Source organism: Halothermothrix orenii H 168 (assembly GCF_000020485.1).
GTDB lineage: Bacteria > Bacillota > Halanaerobiia > Halanaerobiales > Halothermotrichaceae > Halothermothrix > Halothermothrix orenii.
Map to the genome: position 1 here is coordinate 1,417,703 of NC_011899.1, position 19,823 is coordinate 1,437,525.

Annotated in this window: 19 protein-coding genes and 1 other annotated feature; of the genes, 3 read left to right on the forward strand and 16 right to left on the reverse strand. The window is 37.7% G+C overall.

Annotated features, from left to right (window positions below):
* Positions 1-2: 2 nt before the first annotated feature.
* From HORE_RS06870 to HORE_RS06910, 9 genes are all read right to left on the reverse strand, one after another.
* On the reverse strand, positions 3-770 hold the full coding sequence (locus HORE_RS06870) for a carbohydrate ABC transporter permease (RefSeq protein WP_226984142.1): 768 nt from the start codon (positions 768-770) through the stop codon (positions 3-5).
* Between the two features lie 162 nt (positions 771-932).
* Entirely contained in the window at positions 933-2,174 is a 1,242-nt protein-coding gene (locus HORE_RS06875) for an ABC transporter substrate-binding protein (protein ID WP_226984143.1), read from the reverse strand.
* A gap of 414 nt (positions 2,175-2,588) precedes the next feature.
* Positions 2,589-3,626, reverse strand: coding sequence for a LacI family DNA-binding transcriptional regulator (locus HORE_RS06880; RefSeq protein ID WP_012636255.1), 1,038 nt, complete (start codon positions 3,624-3,626; stop codon positions 2,589-2,591).
* A gap of 214 nt (positions 3,627-3,840) precedes the next feature.
* Entirely contained in the window at positions 3,841-4,677 is an 837-nt protein-coding gene (locus tag HORE_RS12700) for a nitroreductase family protein (RefSeq protein ID WP_012636256.1), read from the reverse strand.
* A 1-nt stretch (position 4,678) separates the two neighbouring features.
* Positions 4,679-5,659 carry a CPBP family intramembrane glutamic endopeptidase gene (locus HORE_RS06890; protein WP_012636257.1) on the reverse strand — a complete coding sequence of 327 codons (981 nt, stop codon included), beginning with the start codon at positions 5,657-5,659 and terminating at the stop codon, positions 4,679-4,681.
* Between the two features lie 25 nt (positions 5,660-5,684).
* Positions 5,685-6,278 (reverse strand): SOS response-associated peptidase, encoded by a 594-nt coding sequence (locus HORE_RS06895; RefSeq protein ID WP_012636258.1) that lies wholly within the window; start codon positions 6,276-6,278, stop codon positions 5,685-5,687.
* Positions 6,279-6,347: 69 nt separating this feature from the next.
* The gene (locus HORE_RS06900) at positions 6,348-7,607 is read right to left on the reverse strand and encodes a Y-family DNA polymerase (protein WP_012636259.1); all 1,260 of its coding nucleotides are present in this window, start codon (positions 7,605-7,607) and stop codon (positions 6,348-6,350) included.
* 261 nt (positions 7,608-7,868) lie between these two features.
* A complete protein-coding gene (locus HORE_RS06905) occupies positions 7,869-8,957 on the reverse strand; it encodes a hypothetical protein (protein WP_012636260.1) in 1,089 nt (362 codons plus the stop codon).
* A 147-nt stretch (positions 8,958-9,104) separates the two neighbouring features.
* Positions 9,105-9,467, reverse strand: coding sequence for an HAD family hydrolase (locus HORE_RS06910; RefSeq protein ID WP_012636261.1), 363 nt, complete (start codon positions 9,465-9,467; stop codon positions 9,105-9,107).
* A 233-nt stretch (positions 9,468-9,700) separates the two neighbouring features.
* Between HORE_RS06910 and HORE_RS06915 the strand changes: the two genes are divergently transcribed.
* The 3 genes from HORE_RS06915 (at position 9,701) to HORE_RS06925 (ending at position 12,417) form a co-directional block, all read left to right on the forward strand.
* Entirely contained in the window at positions 9,701-10,384 is a 684-nt protein-coding gene (locus HORE_RS06915; RefSeq protein WP_012636262.1) for a response regulator transcription factor, read from the forward strand.
* 1 nt (position 10,385) lies between these two features.
* On the forward strand, positions 10,386-11,777 hold the full coding sequence (locus tag HORE_RS06920; RefSeq protein WP_012636263.1) for a HAMP domain-containing sensor histidine kinase: 1,392 nt from the start codon (positions 10,386-10,388) through the stop codon (positions 11,775-11,777).
* Positions 11,778-11,904: 127 nt separating this feature from the next.
* Positions 11,905-12,417, forward strand: a complete 513-nt coding sequence (locus HORE_RS06925; protein ID WP_012636264.1) for a Spy/CpxP family protein refolding chaperone — start codon at positions 11,905-11,907, stop codon at positions 12,415-12,417.
* 72 nt (positions 12,418-12,489) lie between these two features.
* Here the strand turns inward: HORE_RS06925 and HORE_RS06930 are convergent, their stop codons facing one another.
* The 7 genes from HORE_RS06930 to leuS form a co-directional block, all read right to left on the reverse strand.
* Positions 12,490-13,134: a LysE family transporter gene (locus HORE_RS06930; protein WP_012636265.1), complete on the reverse strand. Its 645-nt coding sequence runs from the start codon at positions 13,132-13,134 to the stop codon at positions 12,490-12,492.
* A 43-nt stretch (positions 13,135-13,177) separates the two neighbouring features.
* On the reverse strand, positions 13,178-13,453 hold the full coding sequence (locus HORE_RS06935; protein ID WP_012636266.1) for a metal-sensitive transcriptional regulator: 276 nt from the start codon (positions 13,451-13,453) through the stop codon (positions 13,178-13,180).
* An 18-nt stretch (positions 13,454-13,471) separates the two neighbouring features.
* Positions 13,472-13,903: a SoxR reducing system RseC family protein gene (locus tag HORE_RS06940; protein ID WP_012636267.1), complete on the reverse strand. Its 432-nt coding sequence runs from the start codon at positions 13,901-13,903 to the stop codon at positions 13,472-13,474.
* Positions 13,904-14,018: 115 nt separating this feature from the next.
* A complete protein-coding gene (locus tag HORE_RS06945) occupies positions 14,019-14,228 on the reverse strand; it encodes a heavy-metal-associated domain-containing protein (RefSeq protein ID WP_012636268.1) in 210 nt (69 codons plus the stop codon).
* Between the two features lie 303 nt (positions 14,229-14,531).
* Positions 14,532-16,382, reverse strand: coding sequence for a ferrous iron transport protein B (gene feoB / locus HORE_RS06950; protein WP_012636269.1), 1,851 nt, complete (start codon positions 16,380-16,382; stop codon positions 14,532-14,534).
* 4 nt (positions 16,383-16,386) lie between these two features.
* Positions 16,387-16,611: a FeoA family protein gene (locus tag HORE_RS06955; RefSeq protein ID WP_012636270.1), complete on the reverse strand. Its 225-nt coding sequence runs from the start codon at positions 16,609-16,611 to the stop codon at positions 16,387-16,389.
* Between the two features lie 396 nt (positions 16,612-17,007).
* Positions 17,008-19,500: a leucine--tRNA ligase gene (gene leuS / locus HORE_RS06960; RefSeq protein ID WP_012636271.1), complete on the reverse strand. Its 2,493-nt coding sequence runs from the start codon at positions 19,498-19,500 to the stop codon at positions 17,008-17,010.
* An 80-nt stretch (positions 19,501-19,580) separates the two neighbouring features.
* Positions 19,581-19,784 (reverse strand) — a binding site (T-box leader).
* Positions 19,785-19,823: the final 39 nt, after the last annotated feature.

Below are 19,823 nucleotides of genomic sequence, written 5' to 3' on the forward strand. Positions count from 1 at the left end.
TTTTAGTTGTTTTCCTGCTTCATTTTCTTAATATTCATAATTATTACTGGTAGTACTAATATAAACAGAATTACAGCAATTGCACTGGCCCGACCAAAATGCCTGTATTTAAACATTTCTTTATACATTCTATTGGCTATTACTTCGGTTCCATAGTTACCATTTGTCATGACATAAATAATATCAAACATTTTAAAAGTCCGGATAACATTTGAGGTAATAACAACAATTATAGTTGGTAACAATTCCGGTATAACAACATAACGAAATGTCTGCCACCAGTTCGCACCATCTACCTTTGCTGCCTCCAGTAAATGGGAAGGAATATTTTTATAAGCAGCTGAAAGAATAACCATACTGAACCCTGTCCATATCCATATTCCTACATATATCAATGCTATATTATTAACCCACGGCCCTTCCAACAACCATCCTTTCGGTTCTTTTCCGATTAAAACCATTATCTGGTTAAGCAAACCAATCTGATCGAAAATTGGAGGCTTATAAGTATATACAAATTTCCATATGATACCGGCCCCGACAAAAGATATAGCCATTGGCATAAAAATAATTGATTTAGCTAACTTTTCATAGGGTACTTTATCTGTCAAAATAGCAAAAATTAAGCCCAGTCCCACAGTACCCAGTGTAAATATTATTAACCATAATAAATTATTACGAAATGCTATTAACATCGACTCACTTGTAAAAGCATAATTATAATTTTCAAGTCCTACAAACTCACTACCGGTTCTATCCATAAAACTCATTAAAAAAGTCTGCAGAGATGGGTATAAAAGATATATCCCCATTATTAAAAAAGCTGGTCCCAAAAAAATGGTACCCCAAAGCTTTTTGTTAAACACTTCCACCAGCTCCTCCTTTTTAAACGGGGTAGCCTGTAAATATTAGACTACCCCGCCCTGGTTTACTTAATAGTTTTCTTCAGCTACAGCTTCAATAGATTTTAAGACATCATCTAAGTCTTTTCCCCTAACATAATCCAGGATACCCGGGTTAAAAGCACCAGAACCTACAGCTGCCGGCATTGAATTAGAACCATCAAACCTGAAAACAGAGGCATTTAACAGAGTTCTGGCCATCTTCCTGGTAATCTTATCAGGGTATACTGCCAGGTCTATTGTTTTGTTTACACCGATTTTACCCAGTTCTTTGATAAAGATTGTCTGGGCTTCAGGTGTTGATAAAAAGTCTACAAACTTCCTGGCTTCAGGGGTATCTTTAAGCATACTTACCATATCAGCAGCCCCGAGGACAGGTACCCCCTCTCCTTTTTCAGCCGGTGGGAAGGGGAAGAAATCATAATCTTCACCGGCCACAAGGTCAGGATTATGTTCCAATATGAAACTGGTAATAAAGCTAGCCTGTTTATGCATAAAAGCCTGTGGAGGTTCAGTATAAAGTGGGGCTACAGCATCGCCAAAATTAGTCATTAGGACACTGGTTGGTCCACCCCAGACATATTTTGAGTTTTTAACGATTTTTCCGAAGTACTCAAAGGCCTCTTTTATTCTTGGATCTGTCCAGGGGATCTCATGGTTAATCCATTTATCAAATACTTCAGGGCCTGCCAACCTTAAGACAAGATCCTCAATCCAGTCAGTACCTGGCCAGCCACTGGCCGGACCAGATTCTAATCCTACAGCCCAGGGAATATCTCCCTTTCTGGCCATTCTCTCAGTTAAACTCATCAGTTCATCCAGGGTTCCAGGGACCTCATACCCCCTGGCTTTAAAGGCTTTAGGATTATACCAGATAAGACTTTTAATATCGGCGGTCATTACCAGACCATACATGTGGCCATCTACAGTAGTTAAGTCAAGCCAGACATCGTTATATTCTTCTTTAATCCTGTCCATATCCAGAACCTTATTCAGATCAACTAAACTCCCTTCTTGACCAAGGTCTTTAATCAAACCAAGGTCAGGGATAACACATACTTCAGGCGGGTTTCCTGCCTGGATTCTGGTAACCAGTACAGTGGAAGTATCACGGGTGCTTTCATATTTAACGTCAATACCAGTTTTCTCCTCAAACCTTTCAATAACTTTCATAAAGGCATCAAGTTCCTGACCACCCCACTGGGCCATTACGGTTAAACTACCATTATCAGCAACTGAAACACCTGTAAAAGCAAATACAATAATAAGCAAATTAAGTACCAAGCATAAGCCCTTTTTTGTCATTGATTTGTCACTCCTTTGTTAATTTTGACTTTGATAATTTAAACAAAATAAATTAGCAAAATAATTTAGTACACTACCTTTGATCAATAACTATTACCCGGGGTATTAAACCACCTCCATTTTTTGGGATCGCTCCCAGTGTTGTTTGACTGGAGGAGTAAAAAACCCTGGTATATTAAAAGCTTATATTTAGTTATATTACTTATTAACTGATACTACTATATATTAGTTAATTTACTGATACAACTAGTTAAAGATTTTAAAATTTACATCCTGTAATTAGATTTTATTAAAATAAGTTTAACAAATTAGATGATAAAACCAGCTATTTCAATTTTATAGTTTTATCATGTATGGGAGCGCTCCCATATATAAATATATTTATTTTAAAGGGGCAGTTGACCCCCTCACCACCAGTTCAGCATCGAGAACAACATTACCGGTCTCTTCTCCATTTATTTTTCTTAATAAGGTCCTGACGGCATTTATCCCCAGCTTTATTTTATTTTGTTTTACTGTTGTCAATGGTGGGTTAAAATATCTAGCTGTATTTATATCATTAAAACCAATTACTGAGATGTTGTCAGGTACAGCAATTCCCTGTGATGTTATTACCTTAATTAAATTTTGAGCTAAAATATCGTTAGCACAAATTATGGCATTAATATTTTTTATAGTTAATATATGGTTCCTGACTATTTTTTCAACATAATCTTCGTTATTTGATGTTACTTCTATTATGTAATCAGAATTAAATTTAATATTTTTTTCTTCTAGTGCTCTTTTATAACCCCTCAATTTATCTTCAAGAAAATAATAATCCACCGTTGACTGTAAAAGAACAATTTCTTTCCTTCCCAGGCTTAAAAGATGCCTTGTTGCTTTATAAATTCCATCTTCGTAATCCGTACAAACATATGGAATGTCCAGGTTTTTGGTATCTCTTTTCCCAATAATAACAACAGGAAGGTCATTATTGGCAAAAAGTTTTAAGTAATCAAAATACATGAGGGAACCAATAACAATTAGTCCATCAACATTTTTCTGTCCAATAATCTTATAGCAAAGCTCCTGTCTTTTCTCTTCTTCTTTATGGGTTGTATACAAAACCAGGTTGAGGTCATGTTTTAAGGACTCTCTTTGAATACCCTGTAGAATTTCATAATAAATTGGATTAGATAAAAATTCAGGGTCATGACCCCAGAATATTATCCCTATATTGTTAGTTTTCCGGGAAGCCAGGCTTCTGGCTGAAGCATTGGGATAATATTTTTCTTTTTTAATAACTGATAGCACCTTTTTCCGGGCTTTTTCACTGACATTTCCCTTATTATTAATTACCCTGGAAACGGTTGACCTGGAAACCCCGGCCAGTTTAGCTATACTTTCCAGAGTATGGTGTTTTTGTTTATCAGCCACAAAATACCATCTCCTACTGGGAGCGCTCCCAGTATAGAATAAAAAAATTAATGACTACATTTTAATTATAATTTTTTAATAAAAAAATGTCAAGACTAATTTTTAAAAAAATAATACTTTTATGTAAGTAACACCACTGAAAAAAGTAAAAATTAAACCGGGCTTTTCTCTGGTTATAAAAACAACCACAAATAACAGCCCGGTCTTTTACCAGTTACACAAACCTGACCATCTCCTGAACCTTCTTCCTGGGAGGTATATTTGGTTTTTCGGCAGGATAACCAAGTGGGGTTACCGTGGCTACATAATGATCCCGGGGAATATCAAGGACCTTTTTGACTTCTTTTCTATCCATGGCTGCTATCCAGCAGGTACCCAGACCGAACAGACGGGCTGCTAAAAGAAAATGGTAGGCGGCAATACAGCCATCCTGAATAAACCTTTTAGATTTTTTACTATCAGAGCAAATAGCTACAGCCATAGGAGCAGTTGCAATAGGTCTGCTGTTACTACCTCTTAAAGAGGCCAGGTATTCTAATTTGTTTCTATCTTTGACCACAACAAAATAATAGGACTGGGAATTGCGGGAAGTTGGGGCATAACGGCACCTCTCAAAAACGTTCCACAGTATTTCTTCCGGGACTTCTCTATCCCTGTATTTTCGAATACTCCGACGTGTCAGGAGTAATTCAACACCGGTAAGATAAGGATTAAGATCATGGAGAAAAGTCTGAAATTCTACCTTTCGCCCTTCCGGGTCTTTTATATAAAAATGATAAATATTAAATTTTTCATTTATAACCGGTTTATCAAGGGCTTCCTTCTCAAACCGTTGATAATATTCATCCACAGTTGATTTTGAATCAAAGTAAAAAGTAATAATCCCTTCTATGTCAGCTCTATCTCCCTTACAGAAACCAAGCTGTAAATTACCCTTTTCAAAAATAAGACATTGCCCCTGATCTAACCAGAGGTCCATACCTATTCTATCCTGGTAAAATTTTTTTATTTCTTCCAGCCTGGTTGTCTTAAAAAATACAATACCGGACATTTTACACCTCCTTAATATGGTTATACTCTGCCAACCCGGTACAAATACCTGCTTTTTTATAACGGAAAACCACCCAGCCAACTATAAGTAAAATCCCCAGCAAAGTAGCCAGTACCCCGAGCAAACCAGCTTCTGGACCAAATGCCCCTCCGGTCCATAACTCTGGCCCTTTTTGCTGAATGGTAATGAGACTGGCCTGCCTGTTCATCCCACTGACCGGAAAACCAAATACATTTCCCTGAAAAAAATTCCAGCTAATATGTAAACCAATCGGTATGGCCAGCTGACCGGTAAGAACAAATCCGGTTGCCAGGAAAATACCTGCCAGGAAAATGTTTATTAAACTAACTGCGGTAACATTGGGATTGCCAGCATGAAGAATACTGAAAAAACCAGAGGTAACAAGGGTAGCAAGAATAATGGCACCTACCGGATGGGATTTTTTGTAATTGAAACCCTCACTAAGGTTTAATAATTGATAACCTCGGGATAAAAGTTCTTCTTCTATACCAACCATTATAAAAAAAATTAAATTCAAGAAAATACCGGTTAAAACACTGGCACTGGTTCCCGAACCTATCCCCTGAAAAACAGAGTTTTTAATTTCTATCCAGCCGGCTTTAAGTTCTATTATAAATATAATACCCATTAAAAAAATTCCCAGCACAAATCCAAAAATAAAATCCAGCCACCAGTCTTTATTGATATCAAACCCAAATTCATAAAAAGGCCTTTTATCTAATTTAGTTCCCACAAACCAGACTGAGAGTACAGTACTAACAAGAGTAAAAAAATAAATGATTGTATCACCAGGGGCAGTATTCATAAACTTTGGGGAAATACCTGCCATGATAAGAAGATTAACAACAATCGTTGAAATAACAAAAATTAAAAACAGGGTTAGCAACAACTGAATGAGAACACGCCATAACGACCGGACCCTGTTTTCTTCCCCATTCCAGAACAAATATTTAATATTCATAGTAAGACCACTCCCTTTTAAAAAATTATCTAACTACCTCTATTTCCTCCCCGGGGTATGGCCGTAAAAGTTCCTTTAATATTCCGGGCTCTTCCCTATCTGGATTAAGCCATAATTCTTCACTTTCAGGCGACAAAATTACTGGCATCCGGTTATGTATATTTTTTATTTTTTTGTTGGGCCTGGTGGTTATAATTGAAAAGCAGGGGACTTCTACCCCGTTTTTATCGGTAAAAATATCATATATCCCGGCCATGGAAAATATATCTTCACCGTTAACAGTTATTTTATATCTCTGACTACCATTTTCTGTCTTCTTCCATTCAAAAAATCCGGTAGCCGGTATGAGACACCTCCTCTTAAAAAAAGACTCCCGGAAGGTCGGTTTTTTGTCTATGGTCTCTCCCCTGGCATTAATAATTAACCACCTGGTAAATTTGGGAGAAAAACCCCATTTAAAAAGCCGCAACTGTTTTTTGTTACCCTCCCTGGTTACCACCGGAGCCTTCTCCGAGGGAAATATTTCAGCCCGTGGTGCAAAATCAAACCCCGCCTCTTCAATCCCATACCTGGTTATAATTCGATATATATCGACAGATAATATATACCGCCCACACATAATTACCCCCCCTATATTAAATTATATTATTTTAAAAAAAATCCTTTTATTTAAATCTTTTTTATGAACTTACCTGGCCTTATGGCCTCCAATTAACTTTTGCTGCCTGAAGCTTATAGCTCCCCTGGTCAGGCTCCTGGCCCTTAAGATAGCCGTATAACCATATTTATCGCGTATTCTGTCCATTGTCCGGGCCAGATTAATTTTTTTAAGCTTATCCTCAAACAGGCTTAACTGCATACTGGAATCAGGAATAAAATTACCCAGGGAAACTGCCAGTTTTCTTACCACCTGTCCTGAATAGTTCTCATTAAATAGATCTAAACATACCTGGTATATATCCATAGTCAAATTGGTATGGTATTTAATAGTTCTCTGAACGTGAAACCCCTTTTCCACTTCATCCTTACTAAAGCCCACGGTAAGAGCAATTGTCTTCCCGGCCAGGTTTTCCTTGCGGGCCCGCCGGGCTACTTCTTCGCATAGCTCCATAATAACAGTTTTTATCTCTCTGGGGTTACTGTAATCACGCAGAAGGGTAACCCCTTTTCCAACATTTTTAGGTTGATTATAATAATGGCCTTCTAATTTGGAGAGGTCAACACCCCAGGCATGGTAATAAAGCTGGCTACCCATAATTCCATATTTATTCTCGAGATAGGATAGGGGCAAATGAGCAAGATCACCAACGGTCCTAACCCCAATCCGGTTAAATTGTCGAGCCAGGCGGACCCCTACCCCCCAACATTTTTCCAGTTTTACTGGCCATAACTTTTCAGGAACATCTTCATAAGTCCATTCAGCAATTCCCTTTCGTTTGCCTTCAATATCCATAGCCACCTTGGCCAGAAACATGTTAGGACCCAGCCCAATACTACAATGAAGTCCCATTTCTTTTAAGAGCAATTCTTTAATTTTAGAAGCTACCTCCCATTTATCCCCAAAAAGCCTCTCCGTTCCATCCAGTTTTAACCAGGCCTCATCAATTGAATAAACATGAATATCCCTGAGGGGAACAAATCTGTTAAAAAGGCATGTAGTTTCTATAGATTTGTCCAGATAAAGCCCCATCCTGGCTTCCACAATTTTTATTTCAGAGGAATCCGGTATTTCATATAATCTATTACCGGTCCTGATATTATACTTTTCTTTAAGGGCAGGAGTCGCCGCCAGAACCACAGAACCGGACCTCTGTTTATCGCCCACTACAGCAAGGCAGGTTTTCAAAGGGTCAAGCCCCCTGGCAACAGCTTCAATACTGGCATAAAAAGACTTCATATCAATACACATGATACTGTTTCTGGGAAGCTGACTGTAATCTATCTCCATTGTACCAGACTCCTTTAAAATTTTAATCGACTACAATAGCGGATATTTTCATATTACCATACATGTGTTCGGTTTTCAAATAAAAAAATTATCCATTTCCCTGAATTATTTATATCAGAGTCTTTAATAATTAATTTAAATTGTAAAAATTATCTTATATATAGTTAATTTTTAAAACTTATAAAAAAGCCTAACAGCAAAAAAATGAGGGTGTAAAAAGTTTTAAGACTAAACGACTTTAGCTGCCTTAAAAACAGATACCTAATTATCAAAGCACTTATCGGGCTCGGTAGGTTTAAAAAATGCATAGGATACAGGATAAGAATTCCCACCCTGGAACAGGGTCATTATAATTCCACTCCGGGCTTTAGAAAGAAACAGAATGTCACTGTTCTCAATAATAACACCCCGAATATCAGTTAAACCATCTGGAATAAAATAAAGGCCCTGTTCGCCCTGAAGCTCTCTGTTATCAACTTTGCTGGGTTCTGTGGATTGAAACCTGGCATAGGAATTCGGGTAGGACTCTCCCATATTGTAGAAAATCATAGCAACATCACCGCGATCCGTAGGAGCCGTTAAAACAAACTCATTTCCGACAAAATCAACAGCCCTGACATCTGTACCACCATCAGGGATATAGTACATTCCCTTTTCAACGGGAAGTTCCCGGTTATCCACTTTTTCAGGGGCAGTAGCCTGGAAGATAGCAAAAGATGTTGGATAAGATTCACCCATTTCATAAAATATCATAGCAACATCACCGATTGTAGTCTGACAGGTTAAGATAATCTCCTGACCAATTATATCCACATCCCTGACATCAGTAGTCGTATCTGGAATATAATATAGACCATGTTCTGGTGTCAGGTTATTATTAAGAATTTTTTCAATAGGTTCGGCCTGATAAAGGACAAAACTAGTGGGGTAGGACTGGCCCATCTGATAGATGGTCATAGCCACATCCCCTCCATCGGTTCTGGAGGTAATTAATATTTCCCTATTTATAATTTGGATATCCCGTACATCAGTAACCCCATCAGGCAGGTAATAGACCCCCTCTTCTTCAGGCAGAGTTCCATTCTGTATGTCTTCAATACTTGTGGCCAGGAAATTATATACCCCAGTTAAATAAGGATTTCCTAGTTCATATACTAAAAAATATGTATCTCCGTTGTAGGCCCGGGCTAAAATACCGACTTCAGTACCATTAAAATATAAATCCCTGGCATCCATTAAAGTTTCAGGATAATAATAGACTCCTTCTTGTTCTTTAGCGGTAATCGTTAAAGAAGCTAACGTAATAACAAGAAGAAAAAAAAGCAATCCATAACCTACTCTTTTTTTCATAAAATCCTTCCTTTCCAGTTCCTTAATCTGCTTTAATCAAATGTAAATAAGTGATTAAATTAAGTCTAACAGATCATTCCCTTTTACACCCTCAGTACTATTATTTACTAAATATACTGTCATGTCAAATTTTTAGCAAAAAAATCGTTATTTGTGGCTTTTTGTCCAGGGTTTAAATTTTTTAATTTTATTAAGGAAATTATTATCCCATTTCCCTTCAAAAGTAAGGGCCCGGTCATCAATCTGGACAAAGGCAGGGATTTTGGTATAAACTATATCATCTACCACAATACCGTATTTATTCAGGTATTCTTTTACTGCGTCTTTTCCCCTTTCATCCCGACACCGTGACGAACAGATAACAACTCTATAATTCTTTCTTAGTTTCTCGATAGCTTTTTTCACCCCGGGTACTGGTGGATCTACCACACGGGATATACCCTGCCATCCGGATGTATAGGAATGAATAACACCATCAAAATCAAGTAAGACGGTTCGCTTGCCTGACATTAATAAACCCCCTACAATTATTTTTATAATTATAGTGTTATTATTTATTATACCTTATCACTTAATATAAAATACCCTGATAACTTTGTCATAAAGTATCCCAATCATAAAAATCAGTATATATAAACCCTGGCTTATATAAACTCTGACTTAATTGAAAACTTAAAATTTAATTGTTATAATTAAGAAAATTTAATAATAAATTTAAGACCACTAAAAAGGAGTGGTTAAGGTTGAACCCCAAAATACTGGTTGTAGATGATGAGAAAAAAATCAGGAAGGTCCTTAAGGCCTTCCTGGAAAAACATGATTTTTCTATAGAAATGGCCAGTGATGGTAAGGAGGCCCTTTCTAAAGTAAATGAATTTAATCCAGATCTGATCATTCTTGATTTAATGCTCCCTGAAATAAGTGGTGAAGAAGTCTGCCAGAAAATAAGGCAAGACAAACAGACTCCGATCCTGATGTTAACCGCTAAAGGCACCGAGGAAGATAAAGTCAACGGTTTTGCTTATGGAGCCGATGATTACCTGGTCAAACCCTTCAGTCTTCGGGAACTTTTAGCCCGAATTAAGGCAATTTTACGACGAAGTAACCAGAAGGCCGAAAAAGCAGAAATTTTTGTGTACCAGGATGGAAGGTTAAAAATTCATCCTAACAGAATGAAAGTATTAGTTAATGGTAGAGATGCTGACTTAACCAGAACCGAGTTCAATATCTTAGTGACCCTGATCCGTAATCCCGGTCAGGTCTTTACCAGAGAACAGTTGGCCAAAAAAGTTATGGGCCTTGAATATAAAGGGTATGACCGGACAATCGATGCCCATATAAAAAATATCCGGAAAAAGCTTAATCTAGAAAAAAACCAACTTATTATAACTGTATATGGTGTCGGCTATAAATTTGAGGGGGATTAAAATGAGTAAACTGGGTATAAAAATTTTTTTAATAATGTTATCAGTAGCTATAATGGGTTTAGTATTTATAGGTTTATACCTGAATTATAGCATTCCCGAACATTTTAAAGACTATCTATACCTGGAGAAAAAAGAAAAAATAGAAAATCTTGTTTCGGTGCTGGAAAACAATTACAAAGAGACCCGGAGCCTTAGGAATAGCCAGAGGTTACTGTCAGAGTTCTCCCGGATAAATAATGTAAATTTAAAGCTTACTGATGCCAGGGGTAATATAATTTATAGTTCTACCCCAATGCCCGGGAGAATGATGAAGGGTTATTGTATAACCCCTTTCAGAAGAAGAATAATGGTAGAACGAAATTATCCCCTCGGTTATGAGGCCTTTAACCTGTCAAATAATAACCAAACAATCGGGAAACTCTACTGGTTACGTTTTGAAGGCCCTTATATTCCCATTAAATCCAGTTTATTCGTTAGAAAAATTAACAGGGCAATTATCTTTTCGGCTATAATTATTGCCATTATTACCATGGTCTTTAGTTATTTTCTATCCCGGTATTTAACAAAACCTTTAATCAAAATTAATAATGTAGCTAAAAAAGTAGCCGATGGGCAGTTAGACCACCATGTTACTGTTAAGGGAAATGATGAAATTAAAGAACTGGCTACTTCATTTAATCAAATGGTTGCTAAGTTAAAATATCTGGAGACAGTAAGGCGGAAATCAACCTCAGACCTGGCCCATGAACTGCGGACCCCTCTTACCAATATAAAGGGTTACCTGGAAGGAATTAAAGAAGGGGTCCTTGAAGTTGATTCAGTTACCCTGACCGAAATTGACGAAGAAATCAATAGATTAATAAGGCTTATAAATAGACTAAACGACCTTGCCACGGCTGAAAAATATATAATTCAGGGTAAAAAGAAAAAAATAAAACTGGCCAATTTTCTAGAAGACCTCCTTAATTCCTATCTCCCCCAGGCCCGGGAAAAACAGATTGACCTTATCAAAAAATACAACCCGGAACAATCTATTTTTATAGACAGTAATGAAGACGCCCTGAGGACGATTTTTGGTAACCTTATCAATAATTCCCTGAAATATACCCCTGAGGGTGGTAAAATTGAAATAACCCTCTCTTCTAAAAAAAATCAGGCAATAATTAGTGTAAAGGATAATGGAACAGGTATTTCTGCAGAAGACCTCCCCTATATCTTTGAGCGTTTTTACCGGGCTGATAAATCCCGGTCTACCAGGTCCGGGGGAACAGGAATTGGGTTAACCATTACCAGGGAGTTAGTTAACTCCATAGGCGGAAAAATAATTGCCTCCAGTGAAGGAAGAGGTAAAGGTGCAACCTTTACCGTTTATCTACCATCCAGAAATAACTGAAATTATTTTATTTAAATTCATATTTTCTTCAAATTTATCTCCTATAATTATAACAGGGTCGAAAAATACAGATTAAATAACGGCAAAGCAGAAACGGCCCTTAACTAAAAAAAAGGAGATGGTTGAATTGAATAAAAAGTTTGTTATTGCAGGACTACTTATCTTAAGCCTTGCTATAACAGGTGCAAGTATTAACACTCTGGCCTTCGGTGGAGGACCCTACAACAATAATTCCACACCTTATAGCAATTATGATATGTTCGAATACCTGGGTCTAACCAGTAGTCAGGTCGAGGCTTTAAGTAATTTAAAGAGAGATTTTAGCCTTGAAAGAGATAAAATAAGACTGGAAATGCGAAAAGCAGTTTATGAATTAAGGGATTTAATTTTTTCCAATATAGAATCAAAAGAGATTAACCTGGCCAAAGAAAGACTTAATGAACTACAAAACAAACTATTAGATCTGAGAATAAGGTATCTTCAGGAATATAAGAATATCCTGACTCCTGAACAACTGGAAAAAATAAAAGTTTTTCCTTTTAAAAATGGGTTTAACTGGAACAACAGGTGGGCAGGTAAAGGATGGAACCGGAGAAATCGACAAAATTTTGGTCCGGTCTGCCCCTTCCTGTTTAACTAAAAACAAATATAATAAACTAAAACCCCCTGTAAGTTAACCACAGCTCCAGTGGTATCTTCCAGGGGGTTTTTATCACGAAAAAATAAAAAATTTAACCCCGTCATACATAAACATTAAAGCAAAATAAATAAGGATAATCCCGAACAGGGCTACCAGCCCTCTATACATCCTGTCGTTTAACAATTTCCGGCCAAAGACAACCAGCCAGCTAATAAATGAATACCAGACAAAATCAGCCAGAATATGTCCTGTGAAAAAAGCCCCGGTTCCCAGGACTCCCTGTTGATGGCTTTTAGCCAGATAAGTCATTCCAACTGTAGCCCACCACAGTACCCAGTAAGGATTTGAAATACTAACAATGGCCCCGGGTAACACCAACCCTGCGATGTTAACTTTATTTTCAACCTGTCCTTCTAACGATATTTCCCTTTTTATGACTGATTTTATCATTCCATAACCCATCCAGAGTAAAATACTACCTCCGATAAGGCCCAGAGCTGAAGTAAATATCTGGTTTGAAAATAGGTTATTAAGCCCCAATAATAATAACACAATCAATATAAGTTCCAAAATGGCGTGACCCACAATTAAAAGAGGACCTGCTTTAAAACCTTTCCTCAAACTTCCGTTGATAACATAAGTCAGTAAAGGTCCTGGCATCATAGCTCCGGAAAAACCAATAATAAATGCAGATACAAAAAGTGCCCCAACTGACATATAACTATCACCCTGCCTTTGTATTTAAATTTTAAGAAAAACTTTAATCTGTAAATTTAGAAAAAACTACCATTAGTTCATCGATAATTTTTTCACCCTCATCGTCTTTTATAGCCCGCTGCACACAACCATGGGTGTGTTCATCTAAAACCATTAACCCGACTTTCTTTAAAGCACCTCTTACGGCAACTACCTGTGTTAATATATCAACACAGTACTTGTCCTGTTCTATCATTTTTTGTATACCCCTGACCTGCCCCTCGATTCGCCTTAACCTGTTCAATAAATCTTTTTTTGTTTCATCATTTATAGAATTCATGAAGACACCCTCCCTTATTTATTCTACAATCTCACTGACCCGGGGGTGGTATTTACGATTAAAACTTAAAAATTTGTCTACCACTTTCAGAAGATAAAATGACAAAATGAAAAAGATAATTGAACCAATCACACCAGCGGCTTCAGAAGGTTTAAAACCCAGGGCTTTAACCAGGGAAAAGGTTATAAAATAACCTGCTATAAGAGATATAATAGGTAAAAGATATACCAGCATTGAAGCGACCACGAGAGGCTGTTCTCCCATTTCCAGTTTTACAACCTGACCCTCTTTAGCCCCGACTGTGTTATCTACCTCTACTTCTATTTCATCCACTTCATGGGCTCCAGCAAGACCACATTTATGACCACACTTACTGCAGGCTGACCTGCGGATAATCTTTACAGTAAGTTTATCACCTTCAGTCTTGATTACCTTTCCGAGCTCTTCCAATCTAGATACCCCCATATAGTATTTTTATTTAACTTATCACTGTAGAGTTGATTTGTCAAGTTATTTATATTGAAGAACACATAATAAAACCCACCAGTAAGGCGGGCTTAAAAAATTATTTCACTTTATATCCGGCTTTTTTTATAGCTCTTTTCAGACTATCAATTCCTGTTTTTTCTTCACATAAAACCTTAACCTCACCCGTGGTTAAATCAGTATCAACATGTTCAACACCTTCAACTTCCTTCAGTGCTTTCTCAACATTATCCCTACAATTATCACACTTCATCCCTTCAACTTTAAGGACAATTTTTTTATCCTCCACTCTATCAGCCCCTTCCTAATAATTTTAGGATTTGTAAAGTTCTCTTTTTTTAATCTAAACTAAATTAAAAAATTAATGTAATAACCCCCAGATAATAATCTTCAGTAATTATAATCAACTAATCCACTTAACTTTCTTTTTTAAAAATACTGTAAAGACTACACCCATCACACTCTGAACACCTTGTAATCAGTAACCCATTGCAGCGAGGGCATTTTATCAAAGAATTATCATCAGTTTTGTAACCGCAATGGGGGCATTTATTTGTCCCCGATATTGGGCATCCCATCTATACCACCTCACTTATAATATATAGGCAATAAGCCCCCCGACTCCAAAGGCTGTAACCCAGCTCCCAAGCCAGATAAGAACAGCTTCTTTCCAGTTTCTCTCCTTTATCATAATCATCATGGCTGCAATACAGGGTACAAAAAGGGTTAGAGTAATTAAGGCTACCAGTGTCTGATCAGAACTGAGACTCATACTGTTTAACCCCGCTGCCCCAAAGTCTCTCCTGACAATCCCCATAATAAAAGCGGTGGCAGATTCAGGGGGCAACTTCAATAGACCTTCTGTAACTGGAGCTACCATATTTTGAATGGCAGGAAGAGTTCCTGTTGTCTGTAATAAAGTAATGACGATTGAACCCAGCACAAATATGGGACCAGCCTCTTTTATAAAAGACTTTGATTTGACCAGGGTCTTTTTTAGGACATTTTTAATTATTGGAACCCTTAAAGGGGGTAAGTCTATCAGTAAATCAGTTGATTTTCCAGGTAATACTTTATTTAAAGCCGTTCCTGCTATTACATAAACAACCGTAATAGTTGCAATATATGTTAACAGATAATTGAATCCAAGAGGCGCTATCAGACCGGCAATTACACCCAGCTGTGCTGAACAGGGAATAGCCAGACCCAGCAAAAATATAGCAATTATCCTCTCCCGTCTGGACCCAAGGAGTCTGGTAGTTATGGTAGCCATGGTGACACATCCAAAACCGAGAAGCATTGGTATTATCGCCCGGCCATTTAACCCCAGGTAATTCAGAACCCTGTCTACCAGAACAGCAATCCGGGGCATATATCCCGAATCCTCAAGGATTGAAAGAAATAAGTAAAAACCAACCACAAGGGGCAATAATAATCCAAAGATATAGGTTACAGCCATAGTCAGAACACCAAATTCACCTATCAACAGCTGCCCCAGAAAAGAAGACGGTTCAATAAACCGGGATATAAATTCTATAATAAAAGGCTCATAGATACCAAGAAAAAGAATCTCTTCCGTAAAGCCAACCACCGTCTGGGCAACAAACACCCCGATCAACTGGTAAAGGGCATATAATGTTAAAAATAATAGCGGTATTCCACCTAAAGGGTTTAGCATTATACTTCCCAGTTTCTCCTTAAACCCGGGAGCTTTTTCTTTCTTACTTACTGTCTGTCTAATAATTTCATTAACTCTTTCTCTTCTCCTGGTATAGATTTCTTCCCGATAATCAAGTGCTTTAACCCCGTACATTTGCGATACATATGGATCCCCTTCCAGGACAAGCAAAGCAGCCTGTCTGCCTATTTTGTCACTTAAATCATATAATAAATTTTTTAACCTTAAATTATCATCAAGTGTTGTGTGACCCCTGGTTGCCCTGTCTATAGATTCTTTGACTTCATCAAGCCCTGAGCCATTTATGGCAACAGTAGGGATCACCGGAACTCCCAGTTCTTTAGATAAAGCTTTCACATCTATGTTAAGGCCATTCTTGATAGCCTCATCCATCATATTCAGGGCTACAATAACTGGAATGTTCATATCTATTATCTGCTGGGTCAAAAATAAATCCCGTTCCAGATGAAGGGCATCAACTATGTTTACCACTATGTCGGCTGACAGAATTACATCCCGGGCTACCCTTTCTTCATCATTAAAGGATGAAACCCCGTAGACACCAGGAGTATCAATTATGACATAATCTTTATACTTGCCTGTACTTATGTCAAGGGTTGTACCAGGGTAATTGGAAACACTGACATATATTCCAGTAAATGCATTAAAAAAAATGGACTTCCCGACATTGGGGTTTCCTACTAAAACTATTTTTTTATCATTTTCAGGTATAGGTATTTTATGGCTTATATCACAGCAATCCATACTATCACCCTTCCTGTTTTTTTACCCTTATCTCCTGGGCTAATCTTCTTCCAATTGCTATCTCCTGCATATTGCATTTAAGGACTACAGGGCCACCCGGTACCTTTTCGCCACAGATAAGCCGGGCCCCTTCTGATATTCCAAACCTCAAAGCCTGAGCCCTTATTTTTTTATCAGGAATTTTAACTATTTTAAACTTATCCCCTCTCCTGACATCAGCAAGTGTCAACTTCATCCCCCCCTCTGTTAATTGATAATCATTTTCAATTAAACCCAAAAAATTAAAGGTTTAGTATTTAAGTTTCTATAATAATTATAACTATCTTTATCTGTTTTGTCAACTTTATAAAATGGGAAACACATTTTGACAAAAAAATTCATATATTATATTAACCTTTTTTAATACCCCCATTTAACCAATCCCCTCCAGACATTGAAGCCAGGAGATTTACTCACCTGGCTTCTTGTTTGTTATAAGAAAATAATCACCATTATAATCAATTAAATTGATTAAACATATTAAATGTATTAACCATATTAAATAAAACATTTTCCCTCTATAAACAAAAAGCTCCTCCGGTTACGGAGGAGCTTATATCTTCCTTAAAATTCAAAGCTCATGTAATTACTTTACTACTATATTAACCAGCTTTTTCGGTATAATTATAGTCTTAACAATCTCTTTACCTTCAGTATATTTTTGAATTCGAGGAAGTTCAAGTACTTGTTCTTTTAATTTATCCTCATCTATATCGGCAGAAACCTGTAGTTTATCCCTTACTTTACCATTTACCTGAACTACAATGGTTACCTCATCTTTTTTCAGAGCCTTTTCTTCATATCCAGGCCACTTTTGAATATGAATACTCTCATCATTACCAAGCTCACTCCATAGTTCTTCAGTCATATGGGGAGCGAAGGGAGCCAGAATTAATAGCATCTTTTCTATTATATCTTTAATCAATGTATAGTTAACCTTTTCTACTCCGTTAAGATACTGATAGGTAGCATTGGTCAACTCCATAATAGCACTGATGGCTGTATTAAAATTTAACCTCTCTCCAATATCTTCAGTAACTCTTTTTATCGTTACATGGAGATTCCGGTAAAGATCTTTTTCATTTTTATTAAAAGAATTAACATCCAGGGATGCCTGGTCTGTATTCTTTATTTCCTTTATATTGTCGGCAACCAGGCGCCAGACCCTGTTTAAAAACCTTTCAGCCCCTTCTACACCCCGGTCACTCCATTCAAGGTCTTTTTCCGGTGGAGCGGCAAACAGAATAAATAACCTGGCAGTATCAGCCCCAAAACGATCCAGAATATCTTCAGGATCAACTACATTACCTTTAGATTTGGACATTTTGGCTCCATCTTTCAATACCATTCCCTGAGCCAGCCAGTTGGTAAAAGGCTCCACTGAATCTATCATATCCATATCATAGATGACTTTAGTAAAGAACCGGGCATAAAGAAGGTGCAGAATTGCATGTTCTATACCACCTATATATTGATCTACCGGGAACCACTTTTTAGCATTTTCTTTGCTGAAAGGAAGTTTATCGTTTTTGGGATCAGTATACCTCAGGAAGTACCATGAAGAATCCACAAAAGTATCCATGGTATCAGTTTCACGTCTGGCTTTACCCCCACATACAGGACACGTTGTGTTTACAAATTCATCAACTTTGGCCAGTGGTGATTCTCCGGTCGGACTAAATTCTACGTCTCTAGGTAAAACAACCGGGAGCTCTTCTTCCGGAACAGGCACTGTACCACATTTTTCACAATAAACAATAGGAATAGGGGTTCCCCAGTAACGCTGTCTGGAAATCAACCAGTCCCTTAAACGATAATTTACTTCTCTCTTACCAATACCCTCTTTTTCCATATCTTCAGCCATCACATCAAAGGCTTCTTTAACCGTCAGACCATTGTACTTATCTGAATTAATCAGATGCCCGGAGCCTTCGTAAGCCTCATTGAGATCGGTATCTTTCAACTCCTCTTCCCTTTCTTCAGGCTGGATTACAACCCTGATGGGAAGGTCATACTTGCGGGCAAAATCAAAATCCCGCTGGTCATGGGCAGGAACAGCCATTATGGCACCGGTACCATACCCCATCAAAACATAATTGGCGATCATAATCGGTATTTCTTCTCCGGTCATGGGGTTGATAGCATAGGCACCGGTAAACAAACCTTCTTTTTCTGACTCCGGAGACGTTCTCTCCATTTCTTTTTGTTTTTTAACCCTGTCTATGAATTGACGGACTTCCTTCTCCTTTTCGGTTCCGGAAATTAATTTTTCCACAAGGGGATGCTCCGGAGCCAGTACCATATAAGTAGCCCCGAAAATAGTATCTGGTCTGGTCGTGAAAACTTCAATTTCTTCACTGCTTCCCTTTACGGGGAACTTAATCCTCATACCTTCACTGCGTCCAATCCAGTTTCTCTGCATTATTTTAACCTTTTCTGGCCAGTTCTGTAACAGTTTGTGGTCTTCAAGCAACCTTTCTGCATAATTCGTTATCTTAAAAAACCACTGCTCCAGTTCCTTTTCTTCAACTTCAGTACCACAACGTTCACAGGCATTATTAACTACCTGCTCATTGGCCAGAACAGTTTCACAACCGGGACACCAGTTTACAGCTGCCTTCTTTTTATAAGCCAGGCCCTTTTTAAACATTTTAACAAAAAACCATTGGGTCCACTTATAATAATCTTCTTTGGCTGTTGTAACCTCCCGGTCCCAGTCATAACTTAGACCAAGAGATTTCATCTGTTTTTTCATATTCTTTATATTATCCCAGGTCCAGTCCTGAGGATGGATATTACCATGCTTTATGGCTGCATTTTCAGCCGGAAGTCCAAAGGCATCCCAGCCCATGGGGTGCAATACATTATATCCATTCATCCTCTTAAACCTGGCAATTACATCCCCGATTGAGTATACCCTCACATGGCCCATATGCAAATTACCCGAGGGATAAGGAAACATCTCCAGGACATAATAATTATCCTTATCAGTCTCCTCCTGGGTTTTATAAAGACCATCTTTTTCCCATTTATCCTGCCATTTTTTCTCAATGTCAGCAAAGTTATAATACCCTTTCATTTAAACATCCCTCCTTCTTAATATAAAACATTTATGAAAACCAATACTTTAAATCCAAATAAAAAAATCCCCGTCCTGAAAACAGGGACGAGGTTATTCCCGTGGTACCACCCTTTTTGGCTTCATACCCACTCATTACCGATATCGCTGGTAGCGTGACCAATTACTTAAATTTCACCGGTCAGGCTCTGGAACGAGTTCAATATACTTTGACACCGGTTCACACCAACCACCGGCTCTCTGAAGACAGAAGTATACCTACTACTTTCCATCATTGCCTGATAAGTATTAACATTTCATTTACAATTTTTATGATTTAAATA